17 protein-coding genes and 1 pseudogene are annotated in these 14459 nt (G+C 62.8%); 10 read left to right on the top strand and 8 right to left on the bottom strand.

Annotation, left to right across the window (positions count from 1 at the left end):
• The 8 genes from NKI29_RS23220 to NKI29_RS23255 are packed head-to-tail and all read left to right on the top strand — an operon-like array spanning window position 1 to window position 6358.
• Complete coding sequence (locus NKI29_RS23220) at window positions 1-534, top strand: c-type cytochrome (RefSeq protein WP_352457837.1); 534 nt, start codon at window positions 1-3, stop codon at window positions 532-534.
• A complete protein-coding gene (locus tag NKI29_RS23225) occupies window positions 531-1679 on the top strand; it encodes a hypothetical protein (protein ID WP_352571865.1) in 1149 nt (382 codons plus the stop codon). The genes NKI29_RS23220 and NKI29_RS23225 overlap by 4 nt, the downstream gene beginning before the upstream one ends.
• The gene (locus NKI29_RS23230) at window positions 1672-2124 is read left to right on the top strand and encodes a hypothetical protein (RefSeq protein WP_352797308.1); all 453 of its coding nucleotides are present in this window, start codon (window positions 1672-1674) and stop codon (window positions 2122-2124) included. The genes NKI29_RS23225 and NKI29_RS23230 overlap by 8 nt, the downstream gene beginning before the upstream one ends.
• Window positions 2121-2870: an SCO family protein gene (locus NKI29_RS23235; protein WP_352457816.1), complete on the top strand. Its 750-nt coding sequence runs from the start codon at window positions 2121-2123 to the stop codon at window positions 2868-2870. Before NKI29_RS23230 ends, NKI29_RS23235 begins: the two co-directional genes overlap by 4 nt.
• Window positions 2867-3838 (top strand): cytochrome c oxidase subunit II, encoded by a 972-nt coding sequence (gene coxB, locus NKI29_RS23240; protein ID WP_352620771.1) that lies wholly within the window; start codon window positions 2867-2869, stop codon window positions 3836-3838. Before NKI29_RS23235 ends, coxB begins: the two co-directional genes overlap by 4 nt.
• On the top strand, window positions 3835-5472 hold the full coding sequence (gene ctaD, locus NKI29_RS23245) for a cytochrome c oxidase subunit I (RefSeq protein ID WP_352797311.1): 1638 nt from the start codon (window positions 3835-3837) through the stop codon (window positions 5470-5472). The genes coxB and ctaD overlap by 4 nt, the downstream gene beginning before the upstream one ends.
• Window positions 5469-6107 carry a cytochrome c oxidase subunit 3 gene (locus NKI29_RS23250; protein WP_352571861.1) on the top strand — a complete coding sequence of 213 codons (639 nt, stop codon included), beginning with the start codon at window positions 5469-5471 and terminating at the stop codon, window positions 6105-6107. The genes ctaD and NKI29_RS23250 overlap by 4 nt, the downstream gene beginning before the upstream one ends.
• Window positions 6104-6358, top strand: a complete 255-nt coding sequence (locus tag NKI29_RS23255) for a cytochrome C oxidase subunit IV family protein (protein WP_023677081.1) — start codon at window positions 6104-6106, stop codon at window positions 6356-6358. Before NKI29_RS23250 ends, NKI29_RS23255 begins: the two co-directional genes overlap by 4 nt.
• 47 nt (window positions 6359-6405) lie before the next feature.
• Here the strand turns inward: NKI29_RS23255 and NKI29_RS23260 are convergent, their stop codons facing one another.
• From NKI29_RS23260 to NKI29_RS23275, 4 genes are all read right to left on the bottom strand, one after another.
• Window positions 6406-6699 (bottom strand): hypothetical protein, encoded by a 294-nt coding sequence (locus NKI29_RS23260; RefSeq protein ID WP_352571860.1) that lies wholly within the window; start codon window positions 6697-6699, stop codon window positions 6406-6408.
• Between the two features lie 211 nt (window positions 6700-6910).
• Window positions 6911-7093, bottom strand: a complete 183-nt coding sequence (locus tag NKI29_RS23265) for a hypothetical protein (protein ID WP_352571859.1) — start codon at window positions 7091-7093, stop codon at window positions 6911-6913.
• Between the two features lie 84 nt (window positions 7094-7177).
• A complete protein-coding gene (locus tag NKI29_RS23270) occupies window positions 7178-8578 on the bottom strand; it encodes a phospholipase D family protein (RefSeq protein ID WP_352571858.1) in 1401 nt (466 codons plus the stop codon).
• A gap of 63 nt (window positions 8579-8641) precedes the next feature.
• Window positions 8642-9457, bottom strand: a complete 816-nt coding sequence (locus NKI29_RS23275; RefSeq protein ID WP_023677076.1) for an endonuclease/exonuclease/phosphatase family protein — start codon at window positions 9455-9457, stop codon at window positions 8642-8644.
• A 243-nt stretch (window positions 9458-9700) separates the two neighbouring features.
• On the opposite strand from NKI29_RS23275, the gene NKI29_RS23280 reads away from it, so the two are divergent.
• Complete coding sequence (locus NKI29_RS23280; protein WP_352571857.1) at window positions 9701-10603, top strand: alpha/beta fold hydrolase; 903 nt, start codon at window positions 9701-9703, stop codon at window positions 10601-10603.
• A 63-nt stretch (window positions 10604-10666) separates the two neighbouring features.
• Window positions 10667-11077, top strand: a complete 411-nt coding sequence (locus NKI29_RS23285; protein ID WP_352473066.1) for a DUF427 domain-containing protein — start codon at window positions 10667-10669, stop codon at window positions 11075-11077.
• 32 nt (window positions 11078-11109) lie between these two features.
• On the opposite strand, the pseudogene NKI29_RS23290 reads toward NKI29_RS23285, so the two are convergent.
• From NKI29_RS23290 to ku, 4 genes and pseudogenes are all read right to left on the bottom strand, one after another.
• Window positions 11110-11525 (bottom strand): annotated as a pseudogene (locus tag NKI29_RS23290) (HD domain-containing protein).
• A gap of 127 nt (window positions 11526-11652) precedes the next feature.
• Window positions 11653-12024, bottom strand: a complete 372-nt coding sequence (locus NKI29_RS23295; protein WP_352797315.1) for an avidin/streptavidin family protein — start codon at window positions 12022-12024, stop codon at window positions 11653-11655.
• A 75-nt stretch (window positions 12025-12099) separates the two neighbouring features.
• Window positions 12100-13500, bottom strand: coding sequence for a PAS domain-containing HWE histidine kinase family protein (locus tag NKI29_RS23300; RefSeq protein ID WP_352571854.1), 1401 nt, complete (start codon window positions 13498-13500; stop codon window positions 12100-12102).
• A 93-nt stretch (window positions 13501-13593) separates the two neighbouring features.
• Window positions 13594-14427: a non-homologous end joining protein Ku gene (ku, locus tag NKI29_RS23305; RefSeq protein ID WP_352797318.1), complete on the bottom strand. Its 834-nt coding sequence runs from the start codon at window positions 14425-14427 to the stop codon at window positions 13594-13596.
• Window positions 14428-14459: the final 32 nt, after the last annotated feature.

The raw sequence follows: 14459 nt of genomic DNA on the forward strand, positions 1-14459 counted from the left end.
ATGCGCACGATCCTGCTGTCGGCAGCCTTGCTGGTCGCCGGCTGCCGGCAGGACATGGAGGACCAGCCGCGCTACGATCCGCTCGAAAGCAGCAACCAATTCGCCGACGGCATGTCGGCGCGGGCGCCGGTCGAGGACACAGTCGCACGCGATGCCGATCTTTCGCCGGTACCCGACACTTTTCCCTATCCGGTCACGATGACGCTGCTGCGGCGAGGCCAGCAACGCTTCGACATCTTCTGTTCGCCTTGCCACGGCCGCGCCGGCGACGGCCACGGCATGATCGTCGAGCGGGGCTTTCCGGCGCCGCCGACCTATCACCAGGACGCGTTGCGCAAGGCGAGCGACAGGCATTTCTACGACGTCATCAGCAACGGCTATGGCGCCATGTATTCCTACGCGGCGCGTGTCCCGCCTGCCGACCGCTGGGCGATCGTCGCCTATATCCGCGCCCTGCAATATTCGCGCGATGCACCAATTGCCGAGCTGCCGGAAAGCCTCCGCGCCGAGCTCAATGCGGAGCCGGATCGATGATGCGGGCGATGATGCGGCTTGCCGCCGAACGTTTGATTCTGCCGGCGCTTGCTGTGGCCGCCGTCGGACTTGTGCTTTGCGCCACGGGATTGGCCTTCGACTTCAGAGCCACATTGGCCGGCTGGCTGCCTGCGGCGCTCTTCCTGCTCGGCCTGCCGCTCGGGGCGCTGACCATCCTGATCGTGCATGGGCTGACCGGCGGCCGCTGGGGCGAGGCAATCCGCCAGCCGCTGCGCGCTCTCGTCGCGACGCTGCCGCTGGCGCTGCTTCTGCTGCTGCCGGTTCTGCTCAGGCTCGACCTGGTCTTTCCCTGGGCGAGTGCCGACGCGGCTGCATTGCCCGAGACGGTGCGCCAGAAATTCTCTTATCTGAACGTTCCGTTCTTTTTGCTGCGCTTTGCCGCCTGCGCCGCGATCTGGCTGGTGGTGGCGTGGCGCGTGCTTGACTGGACAACGACCGATAGCGGCCGTGGCAGCGCCGGCCGCGGCAAGGCCTATGCCGCTGGATTGATTGCGCATGGGCTGGCGGTCACGATCTTTGCCATCGATTGGATGCTCTCGCTTGAGCCGGAGTTCTCCTCGACCATCTATGCGCTGCTGGAAGCGTCCGCCGAAGTCGTTGGCGCTTACGCCCTGGCGATGACGGTACTGTGCGTGAACCGCTCGATCGAGGTCATGCCGGGCGGCGAGGAGGATGTCGCGCTCGGCGAGGATTTGGCCAACATGCTGTTCGGCTTCGTGTTGCTCTGGACTTACCTGTCGTTCATGCAATGGCTGGTGACCTGGGGCGGCGACCTGCCGAACGAGATCCGTTGGTACCTCATCCGCAGCAGCAATGGCTGGCAGTATCTGCTCTGGCTGCTGATTGCGCTGCAATTCGCGGTCCCCTTTGCCGGGCTGCTCAGCCGGGATCTGAAGCGCAGCCATGCCGGCCTGCTGTCGATCTGCGGCATCGTGCTGGCCGGCCACTACGTCGATGTCCTCTGGCGGATCAGACCGCCGTTGGCGGACGGTAATGTGATCGCATTCTGGTACGATCTTGCCGCGCTGGCAGGAGCTGGCGGCCTCTGGCTTGCGCTGCTGCTTTTCGCGCTTGGCCGGCCGGACCGGATCGCCCTCTGGTGCCGGAGGCCGGTCCATGGCTAGGGCAGCCCGCCATCCCGAAACGCGCGACGTCTGGCCGGGCGCGCTGCTTGCCTTCGCGGCCGGCCTGCTGCTGCTCCTGGCCGCAACAGTCATCGTCCTCGGGCTCGTCTTCGACACCAGGCCGTTCGGGCCGCTGCCGGGGCCATCATCGGTCGGCAACCGGGCCAGTCCAGCCTTGCAGCGCTTTCCAGAAGACGACCTCGCTGCCTTCCGCAAGGCGGAGGAGCAGGAGCTGAACAAGGTCGGCTGGGTCGACCGCACCGCCGGCATTGCCCGCATTCCGATCGAGGACGCCATGTGGGCGATCGTCAGCCATGGTTTGCCGAAGTGGGGGCCGCGGGCGCGGGCCGCCGGCGCCGACTGCCGATTGGTCGAGGCCGAGATACCACGCGCGCCACAGGCCGCGCGCTGCCGGACCGCGCCAGGCCAGGGAGGCCGGCCGTGAAGGCCTGGCTAACCGCTTTTTCCCTTCTCGCGGCACTGCCGGCCATGGCTTTCGCACGCCCGGCCTTCGATCCCGAGATCGGCGCGCAGCTCAGCCTCGACCGGGTGTTTCGCGATGCGTCCGGCGAGCAGCGCACGATCGGCCAAATGCTTGCCGGCCGGCCGGCGCTGCTGATTTTCGGCTACGACAAATGCCCGAACCTTTGTGGTGTGACCCAACAGGCGGTCGCCTCGGATTTGAAAAAGACCTCGCTCGACCCCGACACCTATCGCGCTTTGTTCGTCTCGATCGATGCCGCCGACACGCCCGAAGATGCGGGCGATGCGCAAGCCACGGTCGCCGCGGCGGCCGACGCGAGGAACCTGTCGGCGTGGCGGTTCCTGACCAGTGCCGACGGCGCCGGCGGCGCCCTTGCCGCGGAAGCCGGCATCAGTTTCGACACCCGCGCCAGGATCGACCAATTCGCCCATCCGATCGCGGTCATCGCGCTGACGCCAAAAGGCCGGATAGCGCAGGTGCTGCCGGCGCTGAGCTTCACGCCGCGCGATCTTGAGCTTGCCCTTGTCGAGGCATCTTCCGGCAGGCTCGGCTCGATCGCCGATCATGTCTTCCTGCTCTGCGCCGGCTTCGATGCGTCCAAGGGGCGATATACGCCGGCGATCTGGGCTGCGTTGAAGCTCGCCAGCATCGTCATGGTGGTGGGGTTGGCGACGGCCATACTGCTGGCGCGCGGGAGGCGGGCGTGAGCTTCGGCATCCGGTTTTTCCCGCAGGAAGCCTCGTCCATCGCAGGCAGCGTCGATGCCTTGTTCTACACATTGCTGGCTTTCGCACTCGCGCTCGGCCTGTTCCTGACCGTTCTCGTTGTCGGCTACGCCGTCAAATATCGTATCGGCTCCGCAGCCGACCGTACAGGGGCGCGTGCCCGCAGCCTGCCGCTGGAGATGACGTGGACCATTGCCAGCCTGGTGATGGCCTTCATCTTCTTCGGCTGGGGCGCAGTCCTTTTTGTCCGGCGCGACCGTCCGCCACCGGACGCCGTCGAGATCGCCGGCCTCGGCAAGCAATGGATGTGGGAATTCCGCCATCCCGGCGGCCAGCGCGAGATCAACGAGCTGCACGTGCCGGTCGGCAAGGCGGTGGTGGTGTCGCTGGCATCACAGGACGTCATCCACTCCTTCTACGTGCCAGCCTTTCGGGTCAAGCAGGATGCCGTTCCCGGACGCACGGCCAATGTCTGGTTCATCGCCACGCAGCCGGGGCGTTATCACCTGTTCTGCGCCGAATATTGCGGCACGCAGCATTCCGAGATGGGCGGCTGGGTGACGGTGCTGGCGCCGGAGCAATATGCATCATGGCTCGGCAGTCAAGGTGAAGGCGAAAGCCTTGCCACGAGCGGCGGGAAACTGTTCCGCGCGCTCGGCTGCTCCGGCTGTCACGGCAATTCCAGCAAGGTGCGGGCGCCCGGCCTCGATGGGGTTTTCGGCCAGCCGGTGGCGTTGGCCAACCGGCAGACGGTCATCGCCGACGAACGCTATCTGCGCGATTCGATCCTTGTCCCGAACAAGGAAATCGCCGCCGGCTACCAGCCGGTGATGCCGAGCTTCGACGGTCTCGTTGACGAAGCCGAACTGCAGATGCTGATGGCCTATCTCAAATCCCTATCGCTCCAATCTCCCTCGTTACCGGCGGCAAAAAACGAGGCGCCGCAATGAGCAGCGATTTGGCGTCGGCAAGCTATCTCGCAGAAGGTGCCGGGCCGCGCTCCTGGCTGCTGACAACCGACCACAAACGGGTGGCGTGGCTCTATTTCGTCTCGCTGACGGCCTTCTTCTTCCTCGGCGGAACCTTTGCCGTGCTGATGCGCATCGAGCTTGCGACGCCGGCCGGCGACCTGGTCTCCGACGATGTCTACAACCGGCTGTTTTCGCTGCACGGCATCATCATGGTGTGGTTCTTCCTGGTGCCGTCGATCCCGGCAACGCTCGGCAATTTCCTGCTGCCGCTGATGATCGGCGCGCGCGACCTCGCCTTTCCCCGGCTCAACCTGGCAAGCTGGTACGTCTTCATGTTCGGCAGCCTGTTCGCGCTCGCCTCGGTGGTTTTGGGCGGCGTCGACACCGGCTGGACCTTCTACACGCCGCTGTCGACGCTCTATGCCAACGGGTTTGTCTCGACCGCGGCATTCGGCGTTTTCATCGTCGGCTTTTCGACGATCATGACCGGCATCAATTTCATCGTCACCGTCCACACCTTGCGAGCGCCTGGCCTCACCTGGTTCCGGCTGCCGATCTTCGTCTGGACCCTGTACGCCACCAGCCTGGTGATGGTGCTGGCGACGCCGGTGCTTACAGCATCGCTGATCCTCATCGTGCTGGAGCGCGTCTTCGGCATCGGCATCTTCAATCCCGCCCTCGGCGGCGATCCGCTGCTGTTCCAGCATCTGTTCTGGTTCTACTCGCACCCCGCCGTCTACATCATGATCCTGCCAGGTATGGGAGTGGTCTCGGAAGTGCTGCCTTGCTTTAGCCGCCGGCCGCTGTTCGGCTACAAGGCCGTCGCCCTGGCTTCGATGGCGATCGCCGTCTTCGGCTTTCTCGTCTGGGGCCACCACATGTTCGTCAGCGGGCAGTCGGCCTATGCCGGCGTGGTGTTTTCGTTCCTGTCCTTCTGCGTCGCGATCCCATCGGCGATAAAGGTCTTCAACTGGAGCCTGACGCTGCGCAAGGGCGAAATCAGCTTCGAGACGCCGATGCTTTATGCGCTGTTCTTCCTGGCATTGTTCACCTTCGGCGGGCTGGCCGGCCTTTTCCTTGCCGCGCTCGCCATCGACGTCCACGTTCACGACACCTATTTCGTCGTCGCCCATTTCCACTACATCATGGTCGGCGGCATGGTGACCGCCTACATGGCAGGGCTGCATTTCTGGTGGCCGAAACTCACCGGCCGAATGTATTCGGAGGTTTGGGGGCGTATAGCCGCGGCGGTCACCTTCATCGGCTTCAACCTGACCTTTTTTCCGCAATATGTGCTCGGCTTTCTGGGCATGCCGCGGCGCTACCATACCTATCCGCCGGAATTCGCTTTCTGGCACATCCTGTCGTCGGCAGGCGCCGTGGTGCTGGCGATCGGCTATCTGATGCCGCTCCTCTACTTGGCATGGTCGCTGTTTCGAGGCGCGCAGGCGCCGGCCAATCCGTGGCGAGCGACCGGGTTGGAATGGCAAACAAGCTCGCCGCCGCCAGCGCATAATTTCGATCGCATGCCGACCGTCACCAGACCAGCCTACGACTATCCGATGAAAGGCCTGACCGAGAAACGGTCGGACCCGGTGGAGGATCTGGTTTGAAGTCACCAACGACAAGCATCGCCTTCGACCGGCCGGCTCGCGAAACGGCAGCCGACAGCTTTGCCATGTGGGTGTTCATCGGCTCCGAGGTGATGCTGTTCGGCGCCATCCTGCTCGTCTTCATGTTTGCCCGGTTGAGTTATGGCGACGCCTTCGCCGGGGCGGCGAAGCATCTGTCGCTGCCGTTGGGCACGGCCAACACCGTCGTCCTGATCACCAGCAGTTTCGCTGTGGCGCTCGCCCATATGTACACGGCCGCGCGGCGATGGCGCGCCGCTGGCTGGGCATTGGCTGCGACGGCGCTGCTCGGCGTCGTCTTCCTGGCGATCAAGGCGACGGAGTACGCCAGGGAATTCAGCGAAGGGCTGGCGCCGGTGCTCGGCGCACCTTTCATCTATAAGGGCCCGGATCCTGTTCATGCCGAATTCTTCTTCGGCCTCTATTTCGCGATGACGTCACTGCACGCCTTGCATCTGATTTGCGGCGTAATCGTCATCGGCGGCATCCTCGCGCTGTGGCCACGCACGATCGAGGCCAGCCGGTTCCGGCGCGTGCAGGCAATCGGCCTCTATTGGCATTTCGTCGATATCGTCTGGGTCTTCCTGTTCCCCGTCCTCTATCTGATCAACAGATGAGCGAGTTCCGCAAACTCACGCTTGCTTATATCGGGCTTTTAGCCTTGCTGGCCCTGACCGTCGGCTCGTCCTTCCTCGCGCTCGGCGGCTTCAATTCGGCACTCAATCTGGTGATCGCCGCGGCCAAGACCGCCGTCATCGCCATCCTGTTCATGCATCTGGCCAGCGACGGCGTCCTGCCGCGTCTTGCGGTCGCTGCTGCCGGGTTTTGGCTGATGATCCTGTTCGGGCTGACGCTGATCGGACAATAGGCCGAAGCGGCGCACCTCGTGATGCCTTGCCTGCGCTCGGACCGGCCTTACAGGGCCGGCTTTTGCTCGGCCGCTGACGTAGAAATCTTTTGGCCATGGCCATTGCCATTGAGTTGCCTGGCCTCGTCCTCGGCTGCGTCTTCGAGCTTGGCGACGAGCAGATCCTTGAGGTCGCCAACCTCTTCCTCGATGTCTTCGATGGGTACGCCGGCGTCGGCCGCCTCTTCCTTGCATTCCCTGGCGAGGATTTCCGCCTCCCTTTCAAGCCTGATCGGAGGCGGCGGCACATGAACGTTTTCGTGGATCCAGTCCTGCAAGAATTCTATCGCACTGTCACTCATGGCGCTCACCTATAGCGGCAACCCTGTAGTGCACATTAACGTACGTGCTGCAAAATGGATGCTTGGCAACGCCGGATTTCGGGTAGCGATACTTGACGATAGCGTGATTGCTAGGAACTGGAGCTTCTGCAGCCAAATGGAATCACTTGGCGTCGCGGAATTGCGTCTAACCAGACAGTTGGAGCGGGATCTAATTTGAAAGCATCCCGCCCTAAGACGTGTTGCGCCGACGCGCCGGTGTTGCTCGATTCGGATCGCTTGTCGGCCGACCATCGTCATCGGCAGCAGCCGGTCGTGCCGGCCGCTCAGCGGCGCGGTCGGCGCGCATTTTGCGTTTATGCGCCATCCAGAACGGCAAGAGCTCGGCAAGAAAACTGTATATCGTGGTCTTCATCGGCATGCTCCGGACAACGGTTACAACTCGTGGTCCCGCATTTCCGTTCCGACAAAGAGTTGCGTTCCGACAAATCCGTCGCTTCTACAATTGCGATTCGATCGGCAGGCAGCCAACCAGCGCTGCAACGATGCGCCGATAGAGACTGGCCTCCGGTTCACGCGAACATTGCCGCATCTCGCCATCCGCCATGCCGAGCCACCGCAAGGCGCCTTTGTCCAGGACCAGCTGATAGCTCGTCTGCGGTGACTTTTCGTGCTCGAACAGCCGGCGCAACTCCATCACCAGATTGGCATCGTGGAAAAGCACGCCCATTTCCGCATTCAACGACACCGAACGCGGATCGAAATTGAAGGAACCGACAAACCCCAGCGTGTCGTCGACCGTAAAGGCCTTGGTATGGAGGCTGGCTCCCTTTGAGCCGAAAACGGAGATGTTGGCCTGGCGGTTGAAGGGTTGCAATTCGAAAAGCTGGATACCTTTTTTAAGCAGCTTGCGGCGGTATTTGGCATAGGCGCCGTGCACGGCGGCGACGTCCGTCGCGGCGAGCGAGTTGGTGAGGATTGCAACCTCGGCGCCACGATCCACCAGCTTCGACAGGATGGCCAACCCGGTGCGGCCGGGGATGAAATAGGGCGAGACAATTTCGAGGCGCTGCCTGGTCGCCGCGATAGCGGGAAGCAGCTCTTTGGTCAGCCAGTTCCTACGCCGCTTGCCGCGCACCTTTTCCGGCGGATCGGAAATGACGCGAACGCCTTTCGTCCAGCAGACGTCGCTGTGCGCTGCAATGAACTCCGTGATCGTGCGCCAGGCACTGAGGCTGTTCAAAAGCTGGCCGTCCGCGGTCGCATCGAGATTGTCGAGGAAATCGGCGCGCGAGCCCACCGCAGCCGGATTGAGCAGCTGGATCGGCTTTGCCGCCTCGCAATTCCAGAACGCCTCGAAGATCTGCATCGTCTGCCCTACGGCAGGACCGAGAAGCAACAGGTCGAGATCACGGAAATTTGTCTCCGCGGCGTCGAAATAGGCATCGCCGATATTTCTTCCTCCGACGATGGCCAGGCTCCCGTCGGCGATCCAGGCCTTGTTGTGCATGCGGCGGGTCATCGCAAACAGCCGGGCGACCATCTCCAGCGAGCGAAAGATGCTGCCGTTCCTCATGCCGCTGGGGTTGAACAGCCTCAGCTCGATGTTCTTGTAGCTGTTGAGCGCCAGGTAAGCGGCGTCGCTGTTGCGCGGATTTATATCGTCCAGCAGCATGCGGACGCGGACACCGCGCTCCGCCGCCTTGACGACCTCCTGCATCAGCAGCCGGCCGCTATGGTCGTCGTGCCAGAGATAGTACATCAGGTCGAGGCTGCTGGTGGCACTGCGCGCGGCAAGGATTCGTGCGGCAAACGCGTCATAATTGTCGGCGATCAGCACCAGCCCGCTATTGCCGGCAGCGATCTTGTCCCGGGCAAACCGCGAAATGGCTGTATCCATAAAGTGCACCGACAAACATCAGCGAAGCAAACCGTCTGAAATCTGACTAACAACCCTTCAGGTTCATTCTGGTTGCAGTCGCGGCTGCCGTATCGCGTCCAGGTTCAGCCGGGCCTTGATCGGCAGATGATCGGAAGCCCGCTGCGCCAGCGGCGTCTTGTGCACCTCGATGCTGGAAATCAGGTGCGGCGGCCTGGCCAGGATGCGGTCGAGCGCAAACAGCGGAAAGCGCGACGGAAAGCTCGGCAGAACCGCATCGATCGGACCGAAATGCGGCAGCAGGGCCAGCAGCGAAGACCTGTTGCGGACCCGCCATTCGTTGAGGTCGCCGAGCAGGATTGTTGGCCGCAGAACCGGGTGCGTGGCTTCGACCAGCGCGTTGGCCTGCTGCGAGCGCGAGCGCCGCAGCAAGCCGAAATGTGCGGCTATGATCCTGAGCGAGACGCCCTTCAGCTCCAGGTCCGCGATGACCGCGCCGCGCGGCTCCAGGCCGGGCAGCCGGATCTGGTTCACGCTTTCGACCACGCCGCGGCGTGCCAGGATCAGATTTCCATGCCAGCCATGGCTGCGGCGGTTTTCCGGGATGTGTGTGGGGACGAGGTCGCTGTCGCGCTCGAGTGCTGCGAGATCCAGCAATCCCTGCCTGCTTCCGGTTCTTTCGTCGGCCTCCTGCAAAGCAATGATATCGGCGTCGAGTTCCTTGACCACGGCCGCGACCCGCTCCGGATCGAACCTGCCGTCGGTGCCGACGCATTTATGTACATTGTAGGATGCAACCGTAGTGCATGAAATTTCATTGCCGGGTGCCGCAAACCGCGGCACTTCCCTTCGCAGCGCAGCGCCAAGCGACCTTGGGAGGGTAGGCGATCGATCCAGCATGTGGTCCATTTGCTGTTGAGTCGGCGAGTGGCGGCCATTGCGATTATGGCGCGTGCGGAGGTCTGAAACAACGACGACCTTGCAGAACTGTTCCCGTCGGTCTTCTTCCACCGCGAGCAGCGGTGAGGTTTCACCGGAAGTCTGCCTCTGTCATGGAACAATCGCAGCCGCGCGCGGTTCAGCAAACTTGCGCCGAAAACGATCTGACGCCATGCGGCGTGATCGAAACGGGATGGCCGGATCATGGAAACACCCGCCTTCTGCACCACGCCGTTGCTGCGCATCGCGTACATCGCTGGCGGCCCTGGAGCCGGCGCGCCCGTCCTGCTTCTCCACGGCTGGCCGGACGACGCAACCACCTTCACGCGCATTGCGCCTGTCCTGCATCGTGCTGGTTTCCGCACCTTTGCGCCGTGGCTGCGTGGGTTCGGCAAAACCACCTTCCTGTCGGACGAGACCATGCGATCCGGTGAAATTGCCGCCATGGCTCAGGACGTGATCGATTTCGCCGACGCATTTGCCCTCGGCCGTTTTGCGGTCGTCGGCCACGATTGGGGCGCTCGGATCGCTTACCTGCTCGCCTCGGTATTTCCCGAACGGATACGCTGCTGCTCGGCATTGTCGCTTGGCTGGCAGCCGGGCGAATTCGCAACGCCGCCGTTGGACCAGGTCAGGGCATTCTGGTACCAATGGTTCATGGCAACGGATCGCGGCGCCGAGATCGTTCGCCAGCAAGGCAAGGCGTTCGCGCATTTTCAATGGGAAAGCTGGAGCCCGCCCGGCTGGTTCGAGGAAGAGCTTTTTGACAGCGTTGCCGCTTCCTTCGAAAATCCCGATTGGGCCGACGTGACGTTGCACTCCTACAGGGTTCGCTGGGGCGAAGCCGATCCCGATCCGCGCTACGCCGATCTTGCCCGGCGCCAGATTTCCGCCAAGTCCATTCCCGCGCCTACTCTGACGATCCACGGCGATGCCGACCGCGTTGTGCTGCCGCAATCGTCCGAAGGCAAGGAACGATACTTCACGGGCCATTACGAGCGCCAGCTTCTGGCTGGCATCGGCCACTTTCCGACGCGCGAAGCACCCGAGCGCGTTGCCGATCACCTTGTCGGGTTCCTCGACAGTTTCGGAAGAGGAGAAGCGTAGAACTGGAACCCTGACCGGCGATAGTACGTTTCGGGAAGGCAGCGCAGTCAACGGAGAAGTCGAATGCAGTCCTTAGCCGCAGATTCCGCCCCCCGCCCAGGCCCGCTCAGGATTGTCCCGTTCGATGGAACCGTAACCGTTCGGTTCTCCGATGCCATTATTGCGTCGAGCGAGCGGGCAAAGGTGCTCTATGAAGACGGCCATGATCCTGTTTTCTACATACCCTTCGAGGACATCTATTTCGACCTCTTGGAGAAGACGAACACGACGAGCCACGGCCCGCTGAAGGGCACGGCAAGCTATTGGCGTGTTCATGCGGTCGGTTCGTCGGCAGAAGACTTCATGTGGGCCTACGAGACGCCCGACACCCCGGCATTGGCGATCGCCCGCCATGGTGCGTTCGATCCCGGCAGGGCGCGGATCGACGCCGATCCCGCGGAAGACAAGCGGCACACGCCGCACGTCACCGAGTAGACCCCACATCGGCGACAGCCGCCAGCTGTCCGTCAGCTCGCGAACTCTTCCCTGAGAATGCGCAGGCCGTCTTCGTATTTCGCTGTCGAGGCACCGATCTGCCGTGCCTGCCATAGATTGTCGGCGAGATCGGCGTGCTTGACCGGCAATGCCAGCGGGTTGGCCGCAGCCCTGCGAACGAACGCGGCATCGCCCTCGTTCGGCAGCCGCGTATGGCGTCGACGGCCGATACGATGGACGGCCCGAACCCGGCCGCCTCAAGCCGGTCGCGGTTCCAGCCGTCGCCTTTTTCGATGACGTCGTGAAGATAGGCGATGGCTTTCTGGTCGAGCGTTTCGACGGCATCGACGACCCGGCGGCAATGTTCGATATAAGGCCGCCCTGTCCTGTCCGTCTGCCCGGCATGAGCCTGTTCGGCGATTTTCGCTGCGCGATAAAGCACGCTCATTAGGTCGACCCCGAACGAACAGCGCATGTCCTGGCTAACGCGCCATCGTCAGCGCGAGTTCCGATGCACCGCGGGAACCCTGCTGCCTCACTTGCGAGCTGAATGCCGCGGCGGCGGGCCCGACACGTCAGGAGACGCGTTCAAAACTGTCGAGGCTGGTTCCAAAGGCGCGCCAGGCGGGCAGTTTCCTGGCTCGGGCCGGGGTACCTTCCTTTTCCGCCGACAGAGCGGCATCCGCAACGGTGTGCCACAGCATCTCCAGCTTCCCATCCCTGAGAATGCCGGTATAGCTCACCGCTGCGGCTCCGACCCGCCCTTCGGCCGCGCAGGTGAAGCCGATGACATCTCCATGGCAGGCTCCGAACAGCGGCACGGTCATGCCGAAGAAGGCGCTGTCCTCTAGCGCCGTCCTGAAGGTTCCGCTGATCCGTCCGCCCTCTTCGCTGGTCAGTTCGACCACCGACCCGTACTGATTCCGCCAGGTGCCCAGCCAACTCATCGCTGCTCCTCCTGATTGCTACCACAGGGATTGCGCTAACACACGGCCGCCAAGCCGCGGCCGAGGCAGCGGCCTTCAATCAGCCGCGATGCCGGCCGTCGACATCTGAACGAAGCGCAGCGGCGCTTCCAGCGTCCAGCTGATGCCGTGCCTGGCGAATTCCAGGCGGCCGGTGCCGCTGAGCGCCTGCGGCGTGACGCGTTTGAGCACAACCGTTCCGAAACCGCGTCGCGTGTTTTCATCCACCAATGGTCCGTCCAGCTCCCGCCAGACAAGGCGGAAGCCATCGCTGCCATCGGCGGCTGGGGTCACGGTCCATTCGACCTCGACCCGTCCGTCATGGTGCGACAGCGCTCCGTGCTTTACCGAATTGGTGGCCAGCTCGTGAAAGGCAATGCCGAGATATTGCACGGCGTTCGGCTGCAGCATGATCATCGGCCCGCTCATCGACAGCCGGGCCTGTGTCGCGAAGGCCTTGGTCTGGGCATGGATCAATTCGCCGATGGTCGCGCCACGCCATTCCGCATCGACCAGGAGGTCGTGCGATTCCGAAAGCGCCATGATGCGTTCCCGGACCCGTGAAAGGAAGGCCTCTGGCGTACCCGCCAGCTTGCTGGTCTCGCGGATCATCGAGACGATCACCGAATACTGGTTTTTAACGCGATGGTTGACTTCGCGCATGAGTGTGCGGATGCGCCGTTCGCTTTCCTTGTGGGGGCTGATGTCGCGCGCGATCTTGGAGGCGCCGATGATACGCCCGATGCCGTCGCGTATAGGCGAGATGGTGAGCGAAACCGGAACCAGGGTGCCGTCCTTGCGCTGCCGGATAGTCTCGTATGAAGGAATCCGTTCGCCGGCGCGAATGCGGCTGATGATCATGGCTTCCTCATCCAGGTGGTCGGGCGGGATGAGGATCGTCACCGGGCGCCCGATCGCCTCGGCGGGCGTATAGCCGAACAGGCGTTGTGCCGCGTCGTTCCAGCTGGTGATAATGCCGTTCAGGTCTTTGGACACGATGGCGTCCATCGAGGATTCGACGATGGCGGCGAGCCTTATGCCGGCGTCGTCGGCCAGCGTCTGCACGCGCAGGTCGAGCAGGGTGTTGATGGCGCCGACAACCTCGCCGGCTTCATTGCGAAGCAGGACCGGATGCGCACTGAACGGGATGAGTTGGCCGTCCGGCCGCTCGGCGATGGCTCGGCCCCCACGAACGTCCCGCTCCTCGAGCAAGGCAACGGCCATTGGACACTCGTCATGCGCCATCGGTCGCCCGTCGAGGTGGCGAAGCTTCCATGACCCGCACCAGCGATCCTGGCCGATAACCGGACGATATCCCCAGAGATCGGCAGCGGCTTCGTTGAAGAAGGTAATGTAGCCTTGTTTGTCGGTGGTGTAGACGGCCACAGGCAACGCCTGCATCAGATCGGCGGAGGAAACTTGCGGGATCCCGCCAGTCCTTAGTTCAACGACGTCCACCAGTCCCCCGCTCCGCTTGGCTTGCCGACGGATTGCTACGTCATCTAAATGCGCGCGAGCGTTTTCGGTTCCGTTCGATCCGCTTTCGGACATTCAGGCTGATTTTCGTTTCGGGGCCGTTCTCGGCTTCTTGCTGGGAGCCTTGCCGCCTTCCTGCGCCAGGCTTTTGCGCAGAACATCGGCGAGATTGATGACGTTCGTCTTGGGCTCAGGTGCCGGCTTGGGCGGTTTCTTGCCCTTGCGCTTGGCCTCGATCATTGCAACCAGCGCCTTTTCATAAGTATCGTCGAACTTCGACGGGTCGAATTTGGCCGGCTTCTTGTCGATCAGCAATTGCGCGATTTCCAGCATCTCGGGATCGACCTTGCGAGCCTTCAGCCCTTCGAACACCGCGTCCGCCGCGACCACTTCATTGTGGTTGCGTAATTCCGTCATTACCATGCCCTTGCCCAGCGGCTGGATCAGCACCTCTCGGCCTCGCTGGTAGAGCACGACGCAGGAGCGGGCTGCTACCTTTTTCCTGGCCATCGCGTCCCGGATCACCGCGAAAGCCTCCGTGGAGGGCGCATCGGCCGGAACCAGATAGTAGGGTTTTTCGAGGTAGCGTGCGTCGATTTCGGCGGCAGGCACGAACTCGCCGATCTCGAGCGTATGCTGCGATACCATCTTCAGTTTCTTGATTTCGTCCGGCTCTATATGGATGAACTCACCCTTTTCGACCTCATAGCCTTTTACCTGCTCCGCCGGCCCGACCGTGTCGCCGGTCTCCTCGTCTAGATAGGCGCTCTTGACCGGGAGACCGTCCTTGCGGTTCAGGATCCTGAAATGCACTTTCTCGGCCTCGCTGACGGCACCGATGATCTTGACGCCACAGGAAACCGATCCGACTTTCATAAAGCCCTTCCAGGCAGCTCGCGGCGTCGCCATGTCGATCACTCATTTGTCGAACGGACGGAACG

Source organism: Mesorhizobium sp. M0678 (assembly GCF_040320505.1).
Taxonomy (GTDB): domain Bacteria; phylum Pseudomonadota; class Alphaproteobacteria; order Rhizobiales; family Rhizobiaceae; genus Mesorhizobium.

Coding starts and splice junctions, on each gene's coding strand:
- NKI29_RS23225 (WP_352571865.1), top strand. CDS start 531: ATGATGCGGGCGATGATGCGGCTTGCCGCCGAACGTTTGATTCTGCCG.
- NKI29_RS23275 (WP_023677076.1), bottom strand. CDS start 9,457: ATGCTGGATCGATCGCCTACCCTCCCAAGGTCGCTTGGCGCTGCGCTG.
- NKI29_RS23270 (WP_352571858.1), bottom strand. CDS start 8,578: ATGGATACAGCCATTTCGCGGTTTGCCCGGGACAAGATCGCTGCCGGC.
- NKI29_RS23220 (WP_352457837.1), top strand. CDS start 1: ATGCGCACGATCCTGCTGTCGGCAGCCTTGCTGGTCGCCGGCTGCCGG.
- NKI29_RS23230 (WP_352797308.1), top strand. CDS start 1,672: ATGGCTAGGGCAGCCCGCCATCCCGAAACGCGCGACGTCTGGCCGGGC.
- NKI29_RS23265 (WP_352571859.1), bottom strand. CDS start 7,093: ATGAAGACCACGATATACAGTTTTCTTGCCGAGCTCTTGCCGTTCTGG.
- NKI29_RS23280 (WP_352571857.1), top strand. CDS start 9,701: ATGGAAACACCCGCCTTCTGCACCACGCCGTTGCTGCGCATCGCGTAC.
- NKI29_RS23260 (WP_352571860.1), bottom strand. CDS start 6,699: ATGAGTGACAGTGCGATAGAATTCTTGCAGGACTGGATCCACGAAAAC.
- NKI29_RS23255 (WP_023677081.1), top strand. CDS start 6,104: ATGAGCGAGTTCCGCAAACTCACGCTTGCTTATATCGGGCTTTTAGCC.
- ctaD (WP_352797311.1), top strand. CDS start 3,835: ATGAGCAGCGATTTGGCGTCGGCAAGCTATCTCGCAGAAGGTGCCGGG.
- NKI29_RS23285 (WP_352473066.1), top strand. CDS start 10,667: ATGCAGTCCTTAGCCGCAGATTCCGCCCCCCGCCCAGGCCCGCTCAGG.
- NKI29_RS23295 (WP_352797315.1), bottom strand. CDS start 12,024: ATGAGTTGGCTGGGCACCTGGCGGAATCAGTACGGGTCGGTGGTCGAA.
- ku (WP_352797318.1), bottom strand. CDS start 14,427: ATGGCGACGCCGCGAGCTGCCTGGAAGGGCTTTATGAAAGTCGGATCG.